This is a genomic window from Ensifer sp. 22460, assembly GCF_052044935.1.
In the GTDB taxonomy this organism is placed as follows: Bacteria; Pseudomonadota; Alphaproteobacteria; order Rhizobiales; family Rhizobiaceae; genus Ensifer.
In genome coordinates, this window is the sequence record NZ_JBQENZ010000020.1 from 114,802 (window position 1) to 134,999 (window position 20,198).

The following is a 20,198-nucleotide window of genomic DNA, read 5'->3' on the forward strand; positions in this document are numbered from 1 at the left end:
CTGGGTGAAATCGGTCCTCAGTCTCAACCGACGGCACCAAAGCGGCGCGCGTGGAACTTCTCCTGCGGCGACCAGCCGAGCGCCGGCGCGACCTTGGTCGCGATCAATTCGATCGAACGCAGGATCAAAGGGTGCGGCGGATCGACGGAGTGAACCTGAAACACGAGGTCGGTCACGCGCTCCAGGGTCTCGTCGCGGCTGAGGCTTTCGATGACGTCGTCCACCGATCCGACATGGACGTCGAATGCGGCGATCAGATCGGCAAGGGAGTTGCCGGCAACCTTGTGACCGGCGGCGATCAAGCGCTCTGCACCGCGGTTCAGCCCGATCTCCGCCAGGCGCAGCGCTTCAGCACGGCTATCGGCGACAAACAGGCTACGGGACCCGAGAATGCGGGGCGCGCGACCGAAGGGAAGCGCATGCAGATAGGCGTCGATGATCGGGTTCTGTAGTTCCGCCAACGAGGCGTTCGGTTTGTCCTGCGACCGCGGCTGCGTGCGCGACAGCATCAGACCGTCGCCAGCGCGACCGGCACGCTCGCCGCCAGCGACCGAGAAGGTTGCCTGCCAGATGCGATCAAGCAGTTGCGGCGCTGCGGGATAGAGATGATCCCCGCCGGCAAGCGCTCGGCCGGCCCAGGCATCGAGCACGGTTTGGAGATGCCGACCGAAGACCACACCACGCTCCGCGCTCTCAAGGCCGAAGGCGGTAAAGGACGACGGCGTTCCGCCTGTGCCGAATCCGACCTCTAGGCGGCCCCCGGAAAGCAAATCGAAAACCGCCGCATCTTCCGCCACCCGGATCGGGTTTTCGAGCGGCAAGGTGATGACACCCGTGCCGAGGCGGATGCGCGTCGTCTCGGCTGCTACATGAGCGAGGAAAACCAACGGGGCCGGCAAGCCGCCTTCATCCGCATGGAAATGATGCTGGGCCACCCAGGCCGTATCGAAGCCGAAGCGGTCGGCGGTCACGATCTGCTCCTTGGCGTAGTAATAACGGGTGCCGGCGGGAACGTCGTCGAGCAGGCGTGTGAAAAAGCCAAGGCGCTTGCGTGGGGTGGTCTGTGTCATGGATCAGTCCTGTTCATAATTCCCGCCACATCAGGCAGCGGCCCGGGGGCTTTGCCCGGGAATGGCGTTGATCAACTCGCGGGTGTAGTCGCTGCTGGGATGTTCGAAGACATCAGAAACCACCCCACCATCGACGAGGCGCCCATCCCTCAGGACGGAAACGGTGTCGGAGATCTGGCGCACAACAGCGAGGTCGTGGGACACGAAGAGGTAGGTCAGGCCGAGATCGCTCTGCAGTTCTTGGAGCAGGGCGAGAATGCGCGCCTGGACGCTCACATCCAGAGCGGATACCGCCTCGTCCAGCACCAGAACCTGAGGATCGAGCACAAGTGCTCTGGCGATCGCGACCCGCTGGCGCTGACCACCGGACAGTGCGTGCGGTCGTCGCGAAAACGCGTCTTCGGGCAGCCCCACCCGGGAGAGGATCGCCCTCGCCTTCTCCTCGCGATCGCTGCGCTTGAGCCGGCTGAAATTGATCAGCGGCTCTGCCACGATTTGCAGGATGCTTTGGCGTGGGTCGAGCGATCCGTAGGGGTTTTGGTATACGAGCTGGATCTTGCGCCGGAACTGCCGGAGATCCTCCCCGACAAGACGGGAGAGATCTGTTCCGTCGATTTCGATACGCCCAGCGGTCGGTTTTTCGAAGCCAACGATACTTCTGATGGTCGTCGTCTTTCCCGAACCGGACTCACCAACGATCGCATGGGTCGACCCGCGACGGACACGAAAGCTCAGATCGTCGACCGCGCGAAACCGGCTTTTGCCCTCGCCCGCAAATTCGCGAACAAGACCGTCGACGACGACAATATCGTCGTGAGCGCCTGATGCTGCCGAACTGGCCGCCGGCCTGGACACGGGGCTTGCGAAAGACGGTGCAGCCGCAAGTAGTTGTCGTGTGTAAGGGCTGCGCGGGGCGGCGAGAACGACGCTGGCTGCGCCTTGTTCCTGAATTCGCCCGTCCTTGAGAACGACGATGCGATCAGCGCGGTCGGCGGCAACGCCGAGATCGTGGGTCACCAGAAGCACGGCGGTACCGTACTCGGCTCGCAATTCATCGATGAGATCGAGAATGCGTTTCTGCACCGTGACGTCGAGCGCACTCGTCGGCTCATCGGCGATGATCAACTGCGGTTTCAGGGCGATGGCGATCGCGATCAGCACGCGCTGGCGCATGCCGCCTGAAAGCTCGTGCGGATATTGCCGCGCCCGCAATGCCGGCTCGCTCATACCCACGCGGGCAAGCAGCGAGATGACGCGATCATCGATATCGTCAGGGCGCAGCGCACCGTGGATCCGGAAGATCTCGCCCACCTGCGCGCCGATGGTCTTGACCGGATTGAGAGAGTTTCCCGGATCCTGTGGCACGAGGCTGATCCTGGCGCCACGCACCGTTTCCAGTTGCCGATCGGTCCATCGGGCAATGTCCGTCCCGTTGAGCTTGATGCTGCCGCGTTCGACGCGACCGTTCGCGGCAAGCAATCCGATGATCGACTGCGCTGTCGTCGTCTTGCCGGAGCCGGATTCGCCAACCAGGGCAACGACTTCACCAGGATTGATACTGAAGGAAACATCGTGGACGGCGCGTCGTTCCGCAGTCCCATCACCATAGGCTATGCATAGTCCCTCGACTTCGATAACGGGCGGCACCTGTTTGGGGATCACGGTCATGCTGGGGCCTTTCCGAAGGATTGGCTGACCCGATTGGCAGCCAATACGACGAGAACAACCACGACGCCCGGAGCCGTCGTCAGCCACCAGGCCGTCGAGATGTAGTTGCGGCCTTCTGCGATCAGCAGGCCCCATTCGGGCGTCGGCGGTGGCGCGCCATAGCCGAGAAATCCGAGTGTCGAGATCTGCAGGACCGCCGAGCCGAACTGCAGCGATGCGAAGGCGAGAACCGACGTCAGCGAGTTTGGCAGGATGTGCCGCCAAAGCACCGATACAAACGTGCCGCCGCTGCCGAAGGCCGCCTCGACATAGTCGCTGCGCCGCACGCGAACAACTTCGGCCCGCGCCAGCCGGGCGAAACCTGCGACCGAAGTGACCCCGACGGCAATAGCCGCATTCACCGTACCAAAGCCGAGCAGGATGATGATGCTGAGCGAAAGCAGCAGTGGCGGGATCGACAGGAAAACGTCGACAAGCCGCATGATCGCATCGTCAAATCGACGCCGGGCGGAGCCGGCGACCACGCCGAGCCCGGTGCCTACGACAAGGCCGAGGCCAACGGCAACAAAGGCACCCGTGAGCGAATGCACGGCTCCATGGACGATGCGTGCGTAGAGGTCGCGTCCGAGAGCATCGGTCCCGAGCAGATGTTCTGCGCTGGGGCGCTTCAACTGCGCGCCACCCACACCCTCGAGCGGGTGGTAGCCTGTGAAGAGCGAGGGGGCGACCGCCCAGAGGAAAGCCGTCGCCAGGATGAACCAGGACAAGGCCAGTCCCGGAGGCACGCGGCGTAGCGTTGAGGCCATGCGAGAGCGCCGCCCTTCAGTCTGCCGCCTTGCATCCGCAGCAATGTCGTCGTGAAGCGTATCGACGGTGGTCATGGGGCAGCTCCGACTTTTGTCCTGAGGCGCGGATCGAGCACGGGGTAGAGCAGATCCACGACAAGATTGATGATCACGAAGGCGAGCGCCGAGAGGACGACGATGGCCTGGAGGACGGCAGCATCCTGGCTGCCGACGGCCCGTTCGGTAAGGCGGCCGATGCCGTTGAGCCCGAAGACGGTTTCGGTCACCACGGCCCCGGCGATCAGTTCACCGAAGAGCACGCCCGCAATGGTCAGTGTCGGGAGGAGCGCATTCTTCGCCACATGCCGCCAGAGAATCCACTGGCGGTTGGCGCCTTTGGCACGGGCGACGCCGACGAAGGGCCGCGTCATTACCTCGTCGATGTTGCGCACAAGCACCTGGGCGAGCGGCGCAGAAATCGGCACCGCGAGCGTGAAGACGGGCAGGATCAGTTCCTGCCAGGGCCCGGGATTGATGACCGGAACGAGCTTCAAGCGGAATGAAAAGATCTGGATCAGCATAATCCCAAGCCAAAAGGTGGGGATCGAGATGAAGAGCGAAGGAACCGATTGCAGCGCGCCGCGCAGCCAGGTGAACGGCGTCAAGCTGGAGAGGAAGGCGATGAGGATCGCCAGCACGGAGGCAAGGAGGAAGCCAAGCGTGGCAAGCTTCAACGTTGCCGGCAGATGGGCTGCGAGCAAGCTGCTGACCGGAACACCCGCCTGAACGGAGTAACCGAAGCTGCCGGTCAGGAATTTGCCGATCGTCTGCACGTACTGAACGAGTACGGGGCTGTCGCCGGCATAGGACGCACGGATTTCGGCGACCTGTTGCGCGGTTAACCCCAGATCGGGGTTCTGGAACTTGATGAGGATTGCGTCGCCGGGCATCGCCTGCAGCAGCACGAAGGAGATCGTGAATGCGGCCCACAGGACGAAGAGCGCCTGTCCGACGCGATTGAGCAAATAGGCGGACATGATCCAATCCTCTGCACGCGAATTTCGGGGAGTGGCGGCCACCGCAAGCGCAGTGGCCGCGTGTCGATCAATGCTCGGCGAGCCAGGTGCTGTAGAAGCTCGGACGACCGACCGCCTCGAAGGCGACGCCCTGGACGTAAGGGGCGCCGGCGTAGGCCTGCGGCTCCTCGAAGATCGGGATCGCATAGGCCTGGTCCACGACGTAGTCCTGGATCTCGCCGGCGATCGCGAGGCGCTTTGCGCGGTCCGGCTCGGAGGCCAGGGAGTCGAGCAGGCCGTTCAGCTTGTCGTCGACGAAGCTCTGGACCTTGTCGCTGAGACCTCCCTTCTGACGCAGCACGTCGCGGTTCTTCGGATAGTACTGGCTCTTGATCACATCGGGATCGGCGCGACCGACCATCGCCGGAGAGACGGGCGTCTTCAGGGGATCGAGATCGTCGACCGTCCTGCTACCACTATCGCCGGCAAGCACGTTGAGCTTCACCCCAACCTTGCCCCATTGCTGGGCGACCAGTTGCAGCGTCTCCTTGTTCTGCGGTTGCGGCAGGGATTCGTAAGCGGTCAGCACAAGATCCTTGCCATCCTTCTGGCGCAGGCCGTGGGATCCGACCGACCAGCCGGCCTCGTCGAGCAGCGCCTTGGCTTTATCGGGATCGAAAGCGAGCTTTGCCGAGATATCCTTGTAGCCGAGCGCGGAGGACGCGATGATCGAGGTCGCCTGCGGATAGTTGGCAGAAAACAGCGTCGTGACGATTTCCTTGGCATCGGTCGCGTGCAGCAGTGCCTGGCGCACCTTCACATCAGCCACGAGCGGATTGTCCGGCCGGAAAACGACGCTGTTGTTCACGCCGCGTGTCGATGGTGCATAGATCTGGTAGTCCTGCGCCTCGACTTGGCTCTCGTCATAGGCCTGGACCTGACGGATGAAATCCGCCTGGCCCGCAAGCAGGGCACCGATGCGCACGCTGTCTTCGCCGGTGATGATATAGGTGATGCCATCGAGATAGGCGCGGCCCTGGTGCTCGAGTTTCGCGGGACCCCAAACATAGTCTTCGCGCGCCTTTAGGTTCAGCTCCTTGCCGATCGTCTCGCTCTCGACCACGAAGGGGCCGGAGCCGATGATCTTGGTCGCATCGCCAAGTTCTTCGAAGGGGAGCGAAAGGGTGCTGGCGGCGACAAGCCCGGAGCCGATGACCGATGTTCCCTGCAGGAAACCCGGCGAAGGTCGCTTGAAATAGAATTTGACGGTCAGCGGGTCGACGACTTCGCTGCGCTCATAGTTGTTGATGACTTCGGAAACGGGATGCTTCAGCGCTTTGTTACCAAGACCGAATACGTCGTAATTCTTGGCGACGGCCGCCGCGTCGAGAGGCGTGCCGTCGGAGAAGGTGACGCCCGGACGGATCTTGAACGTGTATTCGGTCGCATCCGCGTTGACCGTCCAGGATTCGGCGATCCAAGGTTCGATCTCAAGCGTCTTTGGGTTCTGATAGGTCAGCTTGTCGGTGATCTGATTGAGGATACCGCCGTTCGGATAGAAGCCGCCTGCCGGGGGATAGAGATTGGTATGGGCTTGCTGCTCCAGATAGATCAGCGTCCCGCCTTTTACCGGCTCCGCGCCTTCGGCGTGGGCACCCACGTGGGTCAGGCCGGTCGCCGCCAGCGTCGCGAGGGTGAGCGCAAGCCGTTTCAGTTTCATCGTCATGAGAGCCTTCCTTCGAAAATCCGAAGGCTATGGTACGACTGCCAGCGTCATTATCAATTAAATCTAGTAAATTAATATGCTATATGTTTCGACGGATGGGAAAGAAGCATCTCGCTCGCAGGCAAGGCTGAGATAATTGTCCCCGACGTGCAAATTCACGTCGATCTCGACATGCTCCGAGCATCTCGTCTTTGTGGAAAAACCGCCCCTGCGCCGACACGCCACACACGCGACATGGACACGTGCTTGATTGCGGCCGGCATTGACAAGCCTGTCATTATCCGTTGAAAAAACTCGGCAATTCCTTTGAACCTCCCAGGGATCGAAAAGCATCATGGAAAGTAACAAAGTCCTCGTCGTCGGCGGTGCCGGCTATATCGGCTCGCACACCTGCCTCGAACTTGCCAACAAGGGGTTCGAACCCGTCGTCTATGACAACCTTTCGAACGGTCACGAGGAATTCGTCAAATGGGGCGTGCTCGAAAAAGGCGATATCCGTGACCGCCAGCGGCTCGACGAGGTGCTCGCCCGCCACAAGCCGCGCGCCATCCTGCATTTTGCCGCGATGATCGAGGTCGGTGAATCAGTCAAGGATCCGGTCTCCTTCTACGACAACAACGTCATCGGCACCCTCACCCTGCTTTCGGCCGCGCTCGCCGCCGGTGTCGAGGCCTTCGTCTTCTCATCGACCTGCGCCACCTATGGCCTGCCGGAAAGCGTGCCGATCGACGAGCAGCACCGCCAGGCGCCGATCAACCCCTACGGCCGGACAAAATGGGTGTGCGAGCAGGCACTGAAGGACTATGGCCAGTACAAGGGTCTTCGTTCGGTGATCCTTCGCTACTTCAACGCCGCGGGCGCCGATCCGGAAGGCCGCATCGGCGAGTGGCACGAGCCCGAGACGCACGCGATCCCGCTTGCGATCGACGCTGCCCTTGGCCGCCGGCAAAGCTTCAAGATCTTCGGCACGGACTACGACACGCGCGACGGCACCTGCGTGCGCGACTACATCCATGTGCTTGATCTGGCCGACGCGCATGTGCGCGCTGTCGAATATCTGCTTGCCGGCGGCGACAGCGTCGAGCTCAATCTCGGCACGGGTACGGGCACGACCGTCAAGGAGCTCTTGACGGCGATCGCCGACGTCTCCGGCCGCGAGTTCAATATCGACCTGGTCGAGCGTCGCGAAGGCGATTCCACGACGCTCGTCGCCAACAACGACAAGGCACGCGACATTCTCGGCTGGGTCCCGCAATACGATCTGGCGGACATCACCCGCACCGCCTGGAACTGGCATTCGCGTCGCAACCAGGGCGCCTGATGAAGTGCTGAACCGGTGCGGCGTTTCAGGCGCCGCACCAAAAAGGCTTAGGCTGCCTGCTGCAAGGGCTTCGGTACGATACGCGAGCGCAAACGTCGCGTCAGCGGCTTTTCGAGAAGCAGATAGGCGGCAACGCCCAATGCAGTTCCCGATACGACGGCGAGGAACGCCGATAGAGCGAGGTCGACACCCGCCCTGGCACAGATCTTCACCACAACCGATATGGCGAAGGTGTGCCAGAGATAGATGGAATAGGACGCATCGCCGAGAAGCATCGGCAATCCACGCGGGCGAAACCAGCCACGACTTTCGAGCGCCAAGGTGCCGACGACAAGCATGACGGCCAAAGGCCCGAGCACGAATTCGTCGAAAGGCAAACGAAACACGGCCAGCGCCGAAAAACCTGAAAACGCGATCGCGACGAGCACTAGGCCGGCATTGCTTCCCGGTACCCTGCCCCGCAGCCACAGTTCGGCAATGATCATACCGGCCACGAATTCGAGGATGATCGGCCGCGTATAGGTGGCCAACAGCGCAATGTCGCTGTCGATGGCAAAACCCAAGCCGACCAGCAGCAGGAAGCATGTGGTGATCGCCAGCAATCGACGCGACCGGGGCAGCAAGAGGGTCAAGGCGAAGACGGCGTAGAAGAACATCTCGTAGTTCAATGTCCAGCCCTGGACGAGAACCGGCCACACCTCGCCGGTGCTTGGAGAGGCCATTGGGACAAACAAGAGCGACGCCACCACGTGGCTGGGGCTGAGAACGAGATTGGGGAAAAGTCCGGCAAGGCCGCCAAGAACCATGACGGCTGTCGCCAGCCAATAGACCGGCGCGATCCTTTGAACGCGGTCACGCAGGAAAGAGATCGGCGACATTGGCTTGCGCTCGCTGATCACCCACATGATGAAACCGCTGATGACAAAGAAGATGTCGACGCCGGCAGCGCCGATCGCGAAATAATGCCCGGTGCGCTCGGCCGCATGAAAGACGACGACGCCGAGCGCTGCAACGGCACGCAGGTACTGGATCCCGTAGATTGTGGTCATCGCGCCCCCGTTGGTCCGATCCATCAGCACCTCAGCTGCGGCATGCCCTGCGGCACGATCCGCGCTCTGCGAACCTCAGCCGAGCGCGCATCCGGTCGGGGTTGCGACAAGGTCAGTTTGCCGGCGGCGAAATAGAGCAGGAACGACCCGACATGGTAGGGGTTCATGATGTCGATCTCGACGAAAGAGCGCACCAGCAGCAACATCGCGATACCGAAGAGCACCGAGGACTGGGTATCGTGGTCCTCCGTCAAGAGGCGCTTGATATGGCCGAGAACGGTCGTCAGCAGAATGCCCGATAGCAGGACAAGCCCGATTGCACCTGTTTCCACGATCGCCTCGATGAAGGTGTTGTGGAAATGGAAGCCCGAGCGCGTCGAGATGAAGAATTCTTCCCAGAGGCGTTCGGCCTCAGAGAAGCCCTGAACCCAATAGGCCTGATAACCGACGCCGACCACCGGCGATGCCATGGCCGCTTCGATGCCCTGCTGCCACAGATAGGTGCGCCCGGTCAGCGTCGAATCCTTGCCGAAAAGGCCAAGCACCAGATCGACGCCGCCGCCGTAGATGCCCGCGACAGCAACCAACGCCCCACAGATGACAGCTGCAAGAAACAGACCCTTGCGGTGGCCGGGCGAGAGCAGACCGACGACGCGCATGCCAAGCCAGAGCCCGATGATTACGGCGGTGGTCAATACGGATGTGGCCGATTGCGAAGCGAGCAGCGAATAGGCCGCAAGCAGCCCGAGCGCGCCGGATGCCAGCAGCCACAAGCGCCGCTCCCCAAGAGCGACAGGCGCAATGAAAGCGAAGTAGATGCCGAGCGAGGCGTAGAAACCCAGCTGGTTCTTCGAGGCGAAGGCGCCGACGAAGCTGTATGTGCCGTCGAGCGGATCGAGATGGTAGACACCAAAAAGCAGGGAATAGACGAGCACGATCCCGATGCCCGCGATCGCACCGCGCGTTAGCGTTCTGATGTCGATGAGCCTCATGGCGATCAGGGCGCAAACGACATGCGACAGATATTGGATCCCGGTGCGGGCCGTCATCGAGGGTGCTGCCGACCAGAAGACCGACAGACAGGCAAAGACGGCAAAGCCGAGGATCCACAGACGCCTGCCGTAGTTGCCGAGCACTCGACGGTAATCGACAAGCACCAGCGGCAGCCACAGTCCGTAGTAAAGCAGGATCGACGCCTGCCCGAAGCGAGACGAATAGGCGAAGACGAAGAACGACAGCGCAATCGCAACGGTGCCATAGGCACCATTGCGGTCAGGCGATATCAAGCTCGACTTCGCAATTCTCACGGTCGATCCTACTGCGTCGCGAGGTTGGCTTGAACCTTGATCACGTCGCCCGGCAACACCGGCGTGTTTTCATCGGCAGTGATCTCGGTCGGCTTGCCGTCATGCTCGCGGATGATCGAATAGGCGATGACGGCGTCTGCCGTATTGTCCTTCGATTGTGCCGCTTCCGCCGATTGCAGCAGTGCTTCGGCCATCAGGTCGCGGCTGGTGCCGAGCTTGATCTGCAGCGTGTCGAGTTCCGCTTCGGTGTTCTGGAGATCCTGCGCCAGCTGCGCATCCCAATCGTTGCGAAGATTGGTTTCGTCCTGCACCGCCTTGCTGACATCCTGCTTCGCCTTGAGCGAGGCCGTGTCGATGTCGAGCAAAGCAGATTGCAGTTCGGCGACCCGTTGCTCCAGCGAGAGCTTGCGCTGGCTGAGCGCCAGCCCTTTTTCGGCCAGGCTCTCGACCTTCTCGCGGTCTTCCGCCGCGAGCTCCATCTGGCGGTTCTGCGTTTCCGACTTCTTTGCCAGCGACTGGATTTCGCTTTCCAGCAATGCCTTCAAGTCGGCGAGCGACTTCAGTTGCAGCTTCTGCCTCCTGTCGCGCGAGCTCATCAGGGCCGTCTCGTTTGCAAGAAGCTTGTCGATGCCGGGTACGCCCTGGAGGTCCTTCGGCAATTCGATGCCCTGCTTGTCGGCAATCTCGGCCTGAAGCCTGGCACGCCGGATCAGCAGCCGGTTGCGTTCGGCCGTCTGCACGCTCGAATCGCCGTGAGCGTTGATATAGTCGCGGGCGAAACGTTGCCCGCTTTCGGAGCGACGCAATCCGCCGCCGAGGCTTATCGCTTTCAGCACCGTCAGATTGGGTGCGAAGGGATATTCGCCAGGCTTTTCGACTTCGCCCGAAAGATAAAGCGGGCGGTATTGTGCAAGTTCGACGGAGGCGGACGGGCGATCGCGCAGACCGAACAGGGTCTGCATCTTCTCGCCGATCGCTTCTCCGACCTCGGTGGTCGTCTTGCCGGCAGCCGGCAGATCGCCGATGAACGGCAACGACAGCGCGCCGGACGGCCCGACGGTGTATTCGCCAGTGACAACCGACCAATCGCGCACAGCGCCTTCGGCGGTTTGCCACTCGGCGACGCGAATCTTGAGCTTGTCCATGGTGCCAAGCTGATATTCCTCGGCGCCGGCTTGAGTGGCGCCGAGGACCACCGCGGCAACCAGGACCGTGTGGTAAAGGAAACGAGACACGTTGCGGGAAATCCAGGACTTCCCTGACGGAGCGTGTTTGTTCATATGAGGTTCCCGTTAAAAGACGCCGATCCCGCGGCCGACCTATCGGTCGTGCGGGTGCGAGGGCGCTGATCCGTCAGTAGCTGCCGCGTGAGAAGCAAACGGCCGGAATGGTCTTCGCGACGATGGAGAAGTCGCGCAGCAAGGACCAATTCTGGACATAATGGGTATCGAACGCGACGCGTGCCGCGTAGGAAACGTCGTTGCGTCCGCTGATCTGCCACAGGCCGGTAAGACCGGGGCGCGATTGCAGGTAGTAGACAGCAGCTTGGTCGTAGAGCTCCAGCTCATCCTGCACCACCGGCCGCGGGCCGACGATGCTCATTTCACCGCGGACGATGTTGATGAGCTGCGGCAGTTCGTCGAGGCTCAGCTTGCGCAAAACGCTGCCGACGACGGTGACCCTGGGGTCATCCTGCAGCTTGCGCGTCGCGCGCCACTCCTCATAGGCCGCGGGATTGCTTCTAAGATACTCTTGCAGAATCCGATCACCGTCCGGCCGCATTGTGCGGAACTTCAGGCAACGGAAAGACTTCCCGTTATGACCGATACGGCGATGGCCATAAAAGATGCTGCCGCCGTCGGAAAACTTGACGAGCGCAACCAGCATCAAAAAGAGCGGGCTCAGAAAGACGAGCGCCAGTGAAGCGGCAAAGATATCGAAGCCTCGCTTCGAAATGCCACCCACGGGCGGGAGCGCTGCAGTCTCTGCGGCACTGAAAAACGGCGAACTGGCCGATCGGGTCGCAGACTTCATAGAGATAACTCCATTTAGGTTGGCGATTGGTCGGTCCCTCGAAAGGGGCGCTCTTATTCAAGAAAGAGTGTGTGGTGAGAATTTGTCTTTTGAGGGCGAAATAATGGCGGGTACCCGGTGGGCGCCTAAATGACGAATATCACTGATTTCTGATATGTAATATTTCCATCCAGCCAGCCGATATATTATGAGACGGTAAAGTCTTACGTTCGGAGCTTTCGTGTATTGTATTGTTGGCGCGCAACTACGTTTCCGTAAAACGAATATATCTTTGTATCTGTTATGTTTGCGTTCACCTGCAAGCACGTGTCTTGGCGCCGATGAAAATTGACAGGCGCCAGTCTTTCCAATGAAATGCTGCAATGCCGCAAGATTTTGCGCTGCACGCGCGGCGGGACACCAAAAGTTAATTTCGTAACAAAAGGTGATCGCAATCGTTGCCCAAACAGCAACCAGCGGGCGGTGCGGTCACGACAAGACGCCGGATGGTGGAGGAATTGCCTTTGGATTGCCATGGAGTCGCAACGGTCGAACCGATGCGGCATCGAAAAACGGCCAAATTGATTCGAATGCTCTAAACGCGACATAAAGACTTTGGAGGCACAGTGGCAGCAGGGTGCGGGCTTTTGGCGGTTGAAGCGAAAGGGCGCTGCCAATATATTGGAATCCTGAGGAGGAAAGGCCGAACTCCGATGACGACATCGACGACAGAACCGAGCGCGAGGTAGCGCTATGTACGCACCGCGCGTTCTTGTGAGCATGCTCGGCGCCCTGGCCGTGTTTGCGATCGTTACCTATGTCCTAAACGGCTCACTGGCGTCGACGCTTATCCAGACCGTTATATGCGCCGTCCTGATGCAGGTCGGCTATTTCTTCGCCGTGCTTTACCTGGTGTGGAAGAAGGCGCGGGAGAAGGAAAGACAGGCTGCCGAGATGGCGCAATTGGCCGGCGACGACAAGTCGGCCGCCAAGACCGCGCCGCGCCGCCTCCATCGACCCGGCCATTTTAATCGCTGATCAAGGCTGGTCACCGCGCTCGGCGGGCCACACGGCGGTACTCGAGAAAATCTCAGACTTGACGCGTTTGCGACACGATCGCCCTGCATGGTTCGGCCGTTGCCACCCTGGCGACGTCGTGTGGCTGCGGCTAACCCAAGAAGCGGAGCCGCGCTGGAACCGAAATACCGCAGCGCTCGCAAAGACAAGCGCGCTGCCCGTTAGACACGATGCTGGAGGCCCTCATGACCACAGACGTCTGCGTCATCATCGCCGCAAAGAATGCCGAAGCAACCATTGCCCGAGCCGTTGCATCGGCCCTGGCAGAACCGGAAAGCGCCGAGGTGGTAGTGATCGACGATGGCTCGACGGATGACACCGAGGCGGCCGCGCGCTCTGCCGACGATCTGAGCGGGCGCCTGACGATCGTCCGCTTTGAAAGCAATCGTGGGCCTTCGGCCGCCCGCAACCATGCCATTTCGATCAGCCATTCACCGGTGCTTGCTATCCTCGACGCGGACGATTTCTTCCTGCCGGGTCGTCTCGGTCGGCTGCTTGCGGAAGACGATTGGGACTTTATTGCCGACAACATCGCCTTCATCGACGAGGCCGCAGCGACCGACGTCGCCCAGAAGATCGATGAGTTCCAACCGCAGCCCCGCCTGCTCAGCCTCATCGACTTCGTTGAAGGCAACATCTCCCGGCGCGGCGTGAAGCGCGGCGAGGTCGGGTTTTTAAAGCCGCTGATGCGCCGCCACTTCCTGGAGGGCCACGCCATCCGCTACCGGGAAACGCTTCGATTAGGCGAGGATTACGATCTCTATCTCCGCGCCCTGGCAAAGGGCGCGCGCTACAAGGTTATCCGCAGTTGTGGTTATGCGGCCACCGTCCGCAGCAATTCGTTGAGCGGCAGCCACCGCACGGACGATCTCAAGCGCCTCTACGAGGCCGACCGGATTATCCTGGCCGCAAACACATTGGAGAGCGAGGCTGCGGCCGCCATCCGAAGGCATGAGCGGCATATCAAGGACCGTTATCAGCACCGGCACTTTCTCGATCTGAAGAGAGAACGCGGCGCGGCGGCCGCGATAGGCTACCTCCTGCGTGAACCCGATGCCGTTCCTGCGGTCACGGCCGGCATCCTTGCCGACAAGACCGAGCGGTTCAAACGGCCTCACTCGGATGCGCCGGCCGCGCTCGGTGGTTCCGGTGGGTTGCGTTACCTGCTTTCCCCCACTGCGGACGGTCGCCAATAGTCATTTAGGCCACGGCACTTTTTGGGTGCCGTGGCCGTATCGTCAGAAGTACGCGCGACGCACGGCCGCAAGAGCCTCCAGAAAACGGTCCTTACGCTCGGCAAGTCGGCCGTCGCTGCTCAATTGCGGCGCCGCCCGGATTGCCTGCCAAAGTGCAAGCGTCGAAGGGGCGGCGAGGACCTGCTTGGCAGCGCTGCGCAAAAAGGTCTGTCTCGGCTCAGCCGCCGCCACCATAACATTGTGATCGACGGGACGCAGGTTCGGCACATCAGCCAGCGTCTGTGCCTCGAAGCCCATCCCCCAGAAGCGCTCGCCCTTGATCATGGCTTCGGCACGGCTCGAGACCGGCACGTGGCGGGGCTGGTAGTGAACGCCGACGGTGCTTGCCCAGTCGTTCCACTTGAAGCTGTTGATGCTCTCGGACGTGGTGACGGCCACCCATGGCACGCGAAAGGCGTCTGCGAGAATGGCGCCATGCATCGATTCGGCGATGATGAGTTCGGATTGGGCAATCTCGCGGATCACGCTTTTGGCTTCGCCCCGCGGGTCGATATAGTGCAGGCCAACGGTACCGCAAGTGACCGGCCACATACCGGCAATGGCGCTTTCCCAATGCGGAACGAAACTGCGTTTGTGGATCTTCGGCAGGTTTTGGAACTCCGGCATCTCCGCGACCATCACGGCGGGATCGACGATGCCGAGTTCAGGCTCGATGCCGATCTTCCCGGCGGTCAGCGGACCTCGAACACAGCGGATATCCCATTCCTTCGGATCGCGCATGTCTGGCAAGATGCCGTAGCCGAAGCCGCTGCCGATAACGAGCTTTCTGACACCGTCAGGCAAAAGTGCACGGTTGAGCACGGTGCCGACCCCCACCAGCAGTATTTCCTCGTGAACGTCGCGGAACCCAGGCAGCAGGAAATCCCAAAGCCAAAGATTGAGGTCGTCGCCAAAATTACCGTGCTGAGATTCCCAGTAATAGGGCTTCATGGGCAGTCCCTTCTTTCAAAATGCTGGATATGTCCGGATGCCGCGCCAGGCGGTCTTGTTCTTCCTCCTCGAAGGAGTGCTTCGATCAATGCGCGCGAGAAAACTTGCCGACAGCGAGTGCCAGCGCGCTTTGCAAGAGCCTCGGATCACGCAGGACCCAACGCGCCAACAGGCGGAATTGCGGTGACTTGCGTCGCTTCAGCCGACGCGCCTGGCTCCACAGCGCCTGCCGCCGTGCCGTATGTTGATAGGACCGGATCGAGGCGATTGCCGTAGGCTTGCGTGAGAACCGGCCCTCGAGCGTTTCCAGAGCAACAAATGTGTTGAACTGCTGCTGCAGGAACTGCGGCGAATCGTTGTCGATCGAGTGAAAGATGTTGATGCCCTCGCCGCGCTCGGCGCCAGCTTCATCACAAAGCACGACGCGTTTGGCGGCAAGAATGCAGTCGCAGAAGAACAAGACGTCCTCGGCTGCCAGTCTCAGCGCCGCATCGAAGCGGACCGTCTCGAAAAGGCTGCGCCCGATCACCATGCAGGAGAGATGCAGGAAGCTCCAGTTTCTGAGCATCACATTGATAAGGTCAGGAATTTCGACGACGAGCGGCGCTTCCTGCAGTCTGACGACGCTGTGGCTTTCCGTCAGTTCGGCAACATCGAAATGGTAGTAGAACGCCTCGCCGCCTGTGATCGACGCCCAATAGCAGTCGGCGCCGAAGCGGCTCATGCTTCCATAGGCATTCTTCAGATGATCCGGGGTCCATTCGTCGTCAGAATCGAGGAATGCCACGAACTCGGAATCGTCGGGAACATGGTCCAGTCCGGTGTTGCGCGCGCCGCCAGGTCCCTTGTTGGGCTGGCTTATCACGGTCAGTCGCGCTCGTTCCTGCTCACTTAACGGCTCCAACTCCTCATCTATCGGATAGGGGGAGCAATCGTCTATCACCAGAATGTGGAAGTCCTGAAACGTCTGGGCAAAGACGGAGGCAAGCGCCCGCCGAAGAATACCCGGTTCCTTCTGGTAGTACGGAATAATAACAGTCAGCTTCGCCATCTTTTTGCCCCTGCGGTTTCTCTAAAAGAGTCTTGCGTGGTCTCCTCCCACCGGGTCGCGGCCTTTCATCTAGCCCTAGTCCTTTGTCGGAAATCCTTCAAAGGCATCATAGGATGCTCGCTATGCCCTCAACCGTAAATGCCAAGTCCGTGACACGGAATGTCGGCTGGAGCGTCCTTTCAAAGACAGGTACTTTCGGGCTGAAATTTGTCACCGTGCCAATTCTTGCGCGTATCCTGACGCCGGAAGAGTTCGGGACGGTGGCCGTTGCGCTCACTGTCGTGCAGTTTCTCGCGATGATCGGCGGTGCTGGTCTCGCCTCAGCGCTCATCATTCAGCGCGACGAAGACATGGAGCTCATCCACTCCGCTTTCTGGGCCAATCTCGCGGTCGCGCTGCTGATGGCGCTTGCACTTTTCGTCTTCGCCGATCCATTGGCAAGCCTGCTCGGCGCACCCGAAGCGGGGTACCTGCTTCGGATCATGAGCGTGCTGATCCCGCTGCAGCTTGGCGGAGACGTCGCCTATTCTCTCCTCGCCAGGCGGATGAATTTCAGCAAGGACGCGGTCTGGACCATGGTCTCCGAAACCGTCGGGGCGCTTGTTGCCGTCGGCGCAGCGCTCCTTGGCTTCGGCGTTTGGTCGCTGCTGGCGCAGCTTTTCGTCTCCGCATTCATCCGCCTTGCCGGCCTCTATACCGTGTCCGGCTATGTGCCGCGGCTGGTCTTTTCCCCACGCCGCGTTCTGACGCTCAGCCGGTTCAGTTTCGGCATGATGGGGTCGGAGATTGCCAATTTCGTCACTTTCCAATCGCCGATGGTGGTGATCAGCCGGTATCTCGGCCTTTCGGACGCCGGTGCCTATTCGGCGGCGAACCGTTTCTCCAGCATTCCCAACCAGATCGTGCTTTCCGCGGTCATGGGCGTGCTCTTTCCCGCGTTCAGCCATATGGGCGAGGATCGCCAGCGGCGATCACAAGCGTTGATGTTGAGCACGCAGGTCACCACCGTGCTGTTGGCACCGATGATGTTTGGCCTTTGGGCGCTCGCCGAACCGGCGATGCTGGTGCTTTTCGGCCAGCAATGGGCGGCCGCCTGGCCGGTCCTTGGTTTGCTTGCGCTGTCAAAGGGACTTTTGACGCCCTGCAGCACCTACGTCCCCTACCTGAAGGGCATCGGCCAGGGGACAGTCCTCTTCTGGTGGGCGGTCATCCGCGCTGTCGTGACGACCGCGGCTGTCGCCTACGGGGCAATGGGCGGCTCACTTGTTGAAGCGATGATTGCGCTCTGCATCGTCAACCTGGCAACGCTGCTCGGCTATTCCTGGGTCGTGTTCCGGGCCGATCGCCTGCCATTCTTGCGGGGCTTCCTGGTCTCGATCAGGCCGATGATCGCGGCTTTCGCGATGGCGGTTGCCGTCAGGCTACTGCTGGACTTCTATGGCGCTCTCATACCGAGCGCGGTTCTCCAGGTGCTGATTGGCACGGCAATCGGTGGATTGATCTATCTCGCGCTGATGTTGCTCGTCGAGCGCCCGTTGTTGGCGAAACTCTACGGCATGATCCGCAAGCGCGACGCTTCGCCTGGTGTGCCCGCGGCGGCTGAATAACCGATTTCAGGCGCCGGAAACTGCCTCATCCTCGCCGCATTTCGGCTTGGCTCGGGTCCGTATTGGCCGTTTGTTGCGAGACAAGAGCGAAAAATATCACAATTTTATCGCGACTTGCGACACCAAACACAAGTAAAAGCATCAGCAAATAAGCGGCTGATAATATTCCGTAAATGCCCCATGCATAGGCTTTTTTCCCGACGCCGGCGCGCAAATGGGTAAATCTTCCTAGAAATTATTGAAGATCGGATGCTGCATTGCAACAAAGTGCGACCGATTCGTTTGTTGCAGCGCCATATTTTCATCCGTGCCCGGGCCTAGCCTTTAGCACAATGAATGCGGGCTCTGGTCTGCTCTGTTGAAACGGTCGCCTGGAAAATGGCGCTGGCAGATAGGGGTGACGGACATCGTGGATGTGAACGCGAACATCTCGTCGCGGATCAATCTGATGCGCATCGTGCTGATCTCCGGCATCGTCTTCGTGCACGTGCCGCATGATCCGGCGACGAGCCCGTATGTCGGCACCTATGGTGTGCTCGATTGGCTGCGCGTCTTTCTTGGCGACAGCCTTTTTCGTGTCGGCGTCCCGTGCCTCAGCGCGATCTCCGGCTATCTCCTGTTTCGGCGTGGCCTCGACAGTTTCGACTACGGCAAAACGCTCAAGACCAAGGCCAGAACCGTCCTGTTGCCCTTCCTGATTTGGAACATTGCTTTTCTCGCACTGGCCTTCGTTGCGCAAAGCAAGGGTATCAGCTTCGGCTACCTGCCAGATATCGTGGGCGCAAGCGCATGGGAATGGTTGAACCTCGCCGTGGCGCTCCAGGATCTGCCGATCAACGTGCCGCTCTACTTCCTGCGGGATCTGCTGCTTTGCATCGTACTTTCGCCGGTACTGGCTTGGCTGATCAAGCGTTATCCGATGCAGACGCTCGCCCTGTTGCTCGCCTATGCCGTGCTGCCGCTGCCAAACGGCATCTTCCTCAAGAAGTCGATCCTCTTTGGTTTCAGCGCCGGCATATACATGAGCCTGCATCGCGTTGACGTGCGCAGTCTCGATCGCTTTTCCTGGCCGATTACCATCGCCGTCCTTGGCGCTTCGGTGCTGCTTTCGCTCGTGCTCTATCAGTACGGACCCGACTTTCCCGTCTGGGTCGATATGCTGCGCAGCCTGACCGCCCTCTCCGGCATTCTCGGCTCCTGGGCGGTCTCCGAGCTGCTGGTCCGCACGAACGTCGGGGCAAATCTGGCGCGCGGCGGCGGGCTCAGCTTCTGGATCTTCTGTACCCACTATCCGCTGCTGGTTCTTTTCTGGATGATCTGGAACCGCGCAGGCTTCGGATATTACCCGGCCTTCTATTACACGGTTCCGTTCATCACGATCGCAATCCTTGTCGCCGCCTTCGGTCTCGCCGGGCGCTGGCTTCCGAACCTGACCGCAATCCTGACCGGCAGCCGAGCGGGCGCCGCCCGAGGCGCGAAGGTGCGGCCGGCGGAACAGCGCGCCGAACTTTCACCACAGCAAAGGACCTGACCATGAGATCTTCTGGACCTCACCGCCTCGCCCTGTTGAGCCTTGTCGCGATTGGCCTTGCCGGCCCGGCAAACGCCGGGGACACAGCGAAGGCAAAGTCCTTCATCGACGACTTCGATACCCTCGACACCGGCATCTGGTACGTCTCCGATGGCTGGAACAATGGTGCCCACCAGAACTGCACCTGGTCCAAGAAGCAGGTGAAGGTCGAGCACGGCATCGCGGAACTCTCCTTCACCGAAGGAAAGCTTGGCGAACGCAACTACGCCTGCGGCGAGATCCAGACACGCAAGCGCTTCAGCTACGGGACCTACGAGGCCCGCATCAAGACGGCCGATGGTTCCGGGCTGAATTCGGCGTTCTTCACCTATATCGGCCCGGCCGACGAAAAGCCGCACGACGAGATCGATTTCGAAGTCCTCGGCAAGAACCCGGCAAAGGTTCAGATCAACCAATATGTCTCTGCCAAGGGCGGCAACGAAAAGCTTGTCGACGTACCCGGCGGCGCCAACCAGGGCTTCAACGACTACGCCTTTGTCTGGGAGAAGGAGCGTATCCGCTACTACGTCAATGGCGAACTGGTCCACGAAGTGACCGATCCCGCGAAGATCCCCGCCAACCCGCAGAAGATCTTCTTCAGCCTTTGGGGAACCGACACGCTTTCGGATTGGATGGGCGCCTTCTCCTACAAGGGACCGTCGACCATGCAGGTCGACCGGATCGCGTACACCGCGCCGGGAGACGCATGCCAGTTTGCCGAATCGATCGCCTGCCGAACGAACTAAGCGGCG

General features: G+C 60.7%; 17 protein-coding genes. 6 read left to right on the forward strand and 11 right to left on the reverse strand.

All coding sequences use genetic code 11. The annotated features are described in order from the left end of the window. Nucleotides 1-23: 23 nt before the first annotated feature. The 5 genes from ACTJKM_RS23295 to ACTJKM_RS23315 all read right to left on the reverse strand — a co-directional run bounded on the left by ACTJKM_RS23295 (nucleotide 24) and on the right by ACTJKM_RS23315 (nucleotide 6,265). Nucleotides 24-1,070, reverse strand: coding sequence for a putative FMN-dependent luciferase-like monooxygenase (locus ACTJKM_RS23295; RefSeq protein ID WP_440661052.1), 1,047 nt, complete (start codon nucleotides 1,068-1,070; stop codon nucleotides 24-26). Between the two features lie 30 nt (nucleotides 1,071-1,100). After that, complete coding sequence (locus ACTJKM_RS23300) at nucleotides 1,101-2,738, reverse strand: ABC transporter ATP-binding protein (protein WP_113512381.1); 1,638 nt, start codon at nucleotides 2,736-2,738, stop codon at nucleotides 1,101-1,103. Then, nucleotides 2,735-3,619, reverse strand: a complete 885-nt coding sequence (locus tag ACTJKM_RS23305) for an ABC transporter permease (protein ID WP_058326921.1) — start codon at nucleotides 3,617-3,619, stop codon at nucleotides 2,735-2,737. The genes ACTJKM_RS23300 and ACTJKM_RS23305 overlap by 4 nt, the downstream gene beginning before the upstream one ends. Continuing rightward, nucleotides 3,616-4,560: an ABC transporter permease gene (locus tag ACTJKM_RS23310; RefSeq protein ID WP_440661054.1), complete on the reverse strand. Its 945-nt coding sequence runs from the start codon at nucleotides 4,558-4,560 to the stop codon at nucleotides 3,616-3,618. The genes ACTJKM_RS23305 and ACTJKM_RS23310 overlap by 4 nt, the downstream gene beginning before the upstream one ends. Before the next feature lie 67 nt (nucleotides 4,561-4,627). Beyond that, nucleotides 4,628-6,265 (reverse strand): TIGR04028 family ABC transporter substrate-binding protein, encoded by a 1,638-nt coding sequence (locus ACTJKM_RS23315; RefSeq protein ID WP_440661056.1) that lies wholly within the window; start codon nucleotides 6,263-6,265, stop codon nucleotides 4,628-4,630. A gap of 334 nt (nucleotides 6,266-6,599) precedes the next feature. Between ACTJKM_RS23315 and galE the strand changes: the two genes are divergently transcribed. Then, on the forward strand, nucleotides 6,600-7,586 hold the full coding sequence (gene galE / locus ACTJKM_RS23320) for a UDP-glucose 4-epimerase GalE (protein WP_058326918.1): 987 nt from the start codon (nucleotides 6,600-6,602) through the stop codon (nucleotides 7,584-7,586). Between the two features lie 47 nt (nucleotides 7,587-7,633). Here galE and ACTJKM_RS23325 read toward each other — a convergent pair whose 3' ends face one another. The 4 genes from ACTJKM_RS23325 to ACTJKM_RS23340 form a co-directional block, all read right to left on the reverse strand. Next, nucleotides 7,634-8,635, reverse strand: a complete 1,002-nt coding sequence (locus ACTJKM_RS23325; RefSeq protein WP_440661058.1) for an acyltransferase family protein — start codon at nucleotides 8,633-8,635, stop codon at nucleotides 7,634-7,636. 23 nt (nucleotides 8,636-8,658) lie between these two features. Next, nucleotides 8,659-9,942, reverse strand: coding sequence for an O-antigen ligase family protein (locus ACTJKM_RS23330; RefSeq protein ID WP_113512385.1), 1,284 nt, complete (start codon nucleotides 9,940-9,942; stop codon nucleotides 8,659-8,661). Nucleotides 9,943-9,950: 8 nt separating this feature from the next. Beyond that, nucleotides 9,951-11,222, reverse strand: a complete 1,272-nt coding sequence (locus ACTJKM_RS23335; protein ID WP_440661059.1) for a polysaccharide biosynthesis/export family protein — start codon at nucleotides 11,220-11,222, stop codon at nucleotides 9,951-9,953. A gap of 73 nt (nucleotides 11,223-11,295) precedes the next feature. Then, on the reverse strand, nucleotides 11,296-11,976 hold the full coding sequence (locus tag ACTJKM_RS23340) for a sugar transferase (protein WP_058326915.1): 681 nt from the start codon (nucleotides 11,974-11,976) through the stop codon (nucleotides 11,296-11,298). Nucleotides 11,977-12,708: 732 nt separating this feature from the next. Between ACTJKM_RS23340 and ACTJKM_RS23345 the strand changes: the two genes are divergently transcribed. Both ACTJKM_RS23345 and ACTJKM_RS23350 read left to right on the forward strand, forming a co-directional pair. Then, nucleotides 12,709-12,993, forward strand: coding sequence for an exopolysaccharide production repressor protein (locus ACTJKM_RS23345; protein WP_440661060.1), 285 nt, complete (start codon nucleotides 12,709-12,711; stop codon nucleotides 12,991-12,993). Nucleotides 12,994-13,217: 224 nt separating this feature from the next. Beyond that, a complete protein-coding gene (locus ACTJKM_RS23350) occupies nucleotides 13,218-14,228 on the forward strand; it encodes a glycosyltransferase family 2 protein (RefSeq protein ID WP_440661062.1) in 1,011 nt (336 codons plus the stop codon). Between the two features lie 42 nt (nucleotides 14,229-14,270). Here the strand turns inward: ACTJKM_RS23350 and ACTJKM_RS23355 are convergent, their stop codons facing one another. Beyond that, complete coding sequence (locus tag ACTJKM_RS23355) at nucleotides 14,271-15,218, reverse strand: polysaccharide pyruvyl transferase family protein (protein WP_440661064.1); 948 nt, start codon at nucleotides 15,216-15,218, stop codon at nucleotides 14,271-14,273. An 85-nt stretch (nucleotides 15,219-15,303) separates the two neighbouring features. Further along, complete coding sequence (locus tag ACTJKM_RS23360; RefSeq protein ID WP_058326913.1) at nucleotides 15,304-16,269, reverse strand: glycosyltransferase family 2 protein; 966 nt, start codon at nucleotides 16,267-16,269, stop codon at nucleotides 15,304-15,306. A 122-nt stretch (nucleotides 16,270-16,391) separates the two neighbouring features. Between ACTJKM_RS23360 and ACTJKM_RS23365 the strand changes: the two genes are divergently transcribed. From ACTJKM_RS23365 to ACTJKM_RS23375, 3 genes are all read left to right on the forward strand, one after another. Then, nucleotides 16,392-17,876, forward strand: a complete 1,485-nt coding sequence (locus tag ACTJKM_RS23365; protein ID WP_440661066.1) for a lipopolysaccharide biosynthesis protein — start codon at nucleotides 16,392-16,394, stop codon at nucleotides 17,874-17,876. A 409-nt stretch (nucleotides 17,877-18,285) separates the two neighbouring features. Next, nucleotides 18,286-19,407 carry an acyltransferase family protein gene (locus ACTJKM_RS23370; protein WP_440661099.1) on the forward strand — a complete coding sequence of 374 codons (1,122 nt, stop codon included), beginning with the start codon at nucleotides 18,286-18,288 and terminating at the stop codon, nucleotides 19,405-19,407. Between the two features lie 2 nt (nucleotides 19,408-19,409). Beyond that, nucleotides 19,410-20,192, forward strand: a complete 783-nt coding sequence (locus ACTJKM_RS23375) for a glycoside hydrolase family 16 protein (RefSeq protein ID WP_440661068.1) — start codon at nucleotides 19,410-19,412, stop codon at nucleotides 20,190-20,192. The last annotated feature ends 6 nt before the right edge of the window (nucleotides 20,193-20,198 follow it).

Bases quoted from the DNA above. Each gene is read 5' to 3' on its own strand.
- ACTJKM_RS23375 (WP_440661068.1), top strand. From the start codon at position 19,410: ATGAGATCTTCTGGACCTCACCGCCTCGCCCTGTTGAGCCTTGTCGCG.
- ACTJKM_RS23365 (WP_440661066.1), top strand. From the start codon at position 16,392: ATGCCCTCAACCGTAAATGCCAAGTCCGTGACACGGAATGTCGGCTGG.
- ACTJKM_RS23310 (WP_440661054.1), bottom strand. From the start codon at position 4,560: ATGTCCGCCTATTTGCTCAATCGCGTCGGACAGGCGCTCTTCGTCCTG.
- ACTJKM_RS23340 (WP_058326915.1), bottom strand. From the start codon at position 11,976: ATGAAGTCTGCGACCCGATCGGCCAGTTCGCCGTTTTTCAGTGCCGCA.
- ACTJKM_RS23335 (WP_440661059.1), bottom strand. From the start codon at position 11,222: ATGAACAAACACGCTCCGTCAGGGAAGTCCTGGATTTCCCGCAACGTG.
- ACTJKM_RS23305 (WP_058326921.1), bottom strand. From the start codon at position 3,619: ATGACCACCGTCGATACGCTTCACGACGACATTGCTGCGGATGCAAGG.
- galE (WP_058326918.1), top strand. From the start codon at position 6,600: ATGGAAAGTAACAAAGTCCTCGTCGTCGGCGGTGCCGGCTATATCGGC.
- ACTJKM_RS23295 (WP_440661052.1), bottom strand. From the start codon at position 1,070: ATGACACAGACCACCCCACGCAAGCGCCTTGGCTTTTTCACACGCCTG.
- ACTJKM_RS23345 (WP_440661060.1), top strand. From the start codon at position 12,709: ATGTACGCACCGCGCGTTCTTGTGAGCATGCTCGGCGCCCTGGCCGTG.
- ACTJKM_RS23360 (WP_058326913.1), bottom strand. From the start codon at position 16,269: ATGGCGAAGCTGACTGTTATTATTCCGTACTACCAGAAGGAACCGGGT.
- ACTJKM_RS23350 (WP_440661062.1), top strand. From the start codon at position 13,218: ATGACCACAGACGTCTGCGTCATCATCGCCGCAAAGAATGCCGAAGCA.
- ACTJKM_RS23355 (WP_440661064.1), bottom strand. From the start codon at position 15,218: ATGAAGCCCTATTACTGGGAATCTCAGCACGGTAATTTTGGCGACGAC.
- ACTJKM_RS23315 (WP_440661056.1), bottom strand. From the start codon at position 6,265: ATGACGATGAAACTGAAACGGCTTGCGCTCACCCTCGCGACGCTGGCG.
- ACTJKM_RS23325 (WP_440661058.1), bottom strand. From the start codon at position 8,635: ATGACCACAATCTACGGGATCCAGTACCTGCGTGCCGTTGCAGCGCTC.
- ACTJKM_RS23300 (WP_113512381.1), bottom strand. From the start codon at position 2,738: ATGACCGTGATCCCCAAACAGGTGCCGCCCGTTATCGAAGTCGAGGGA.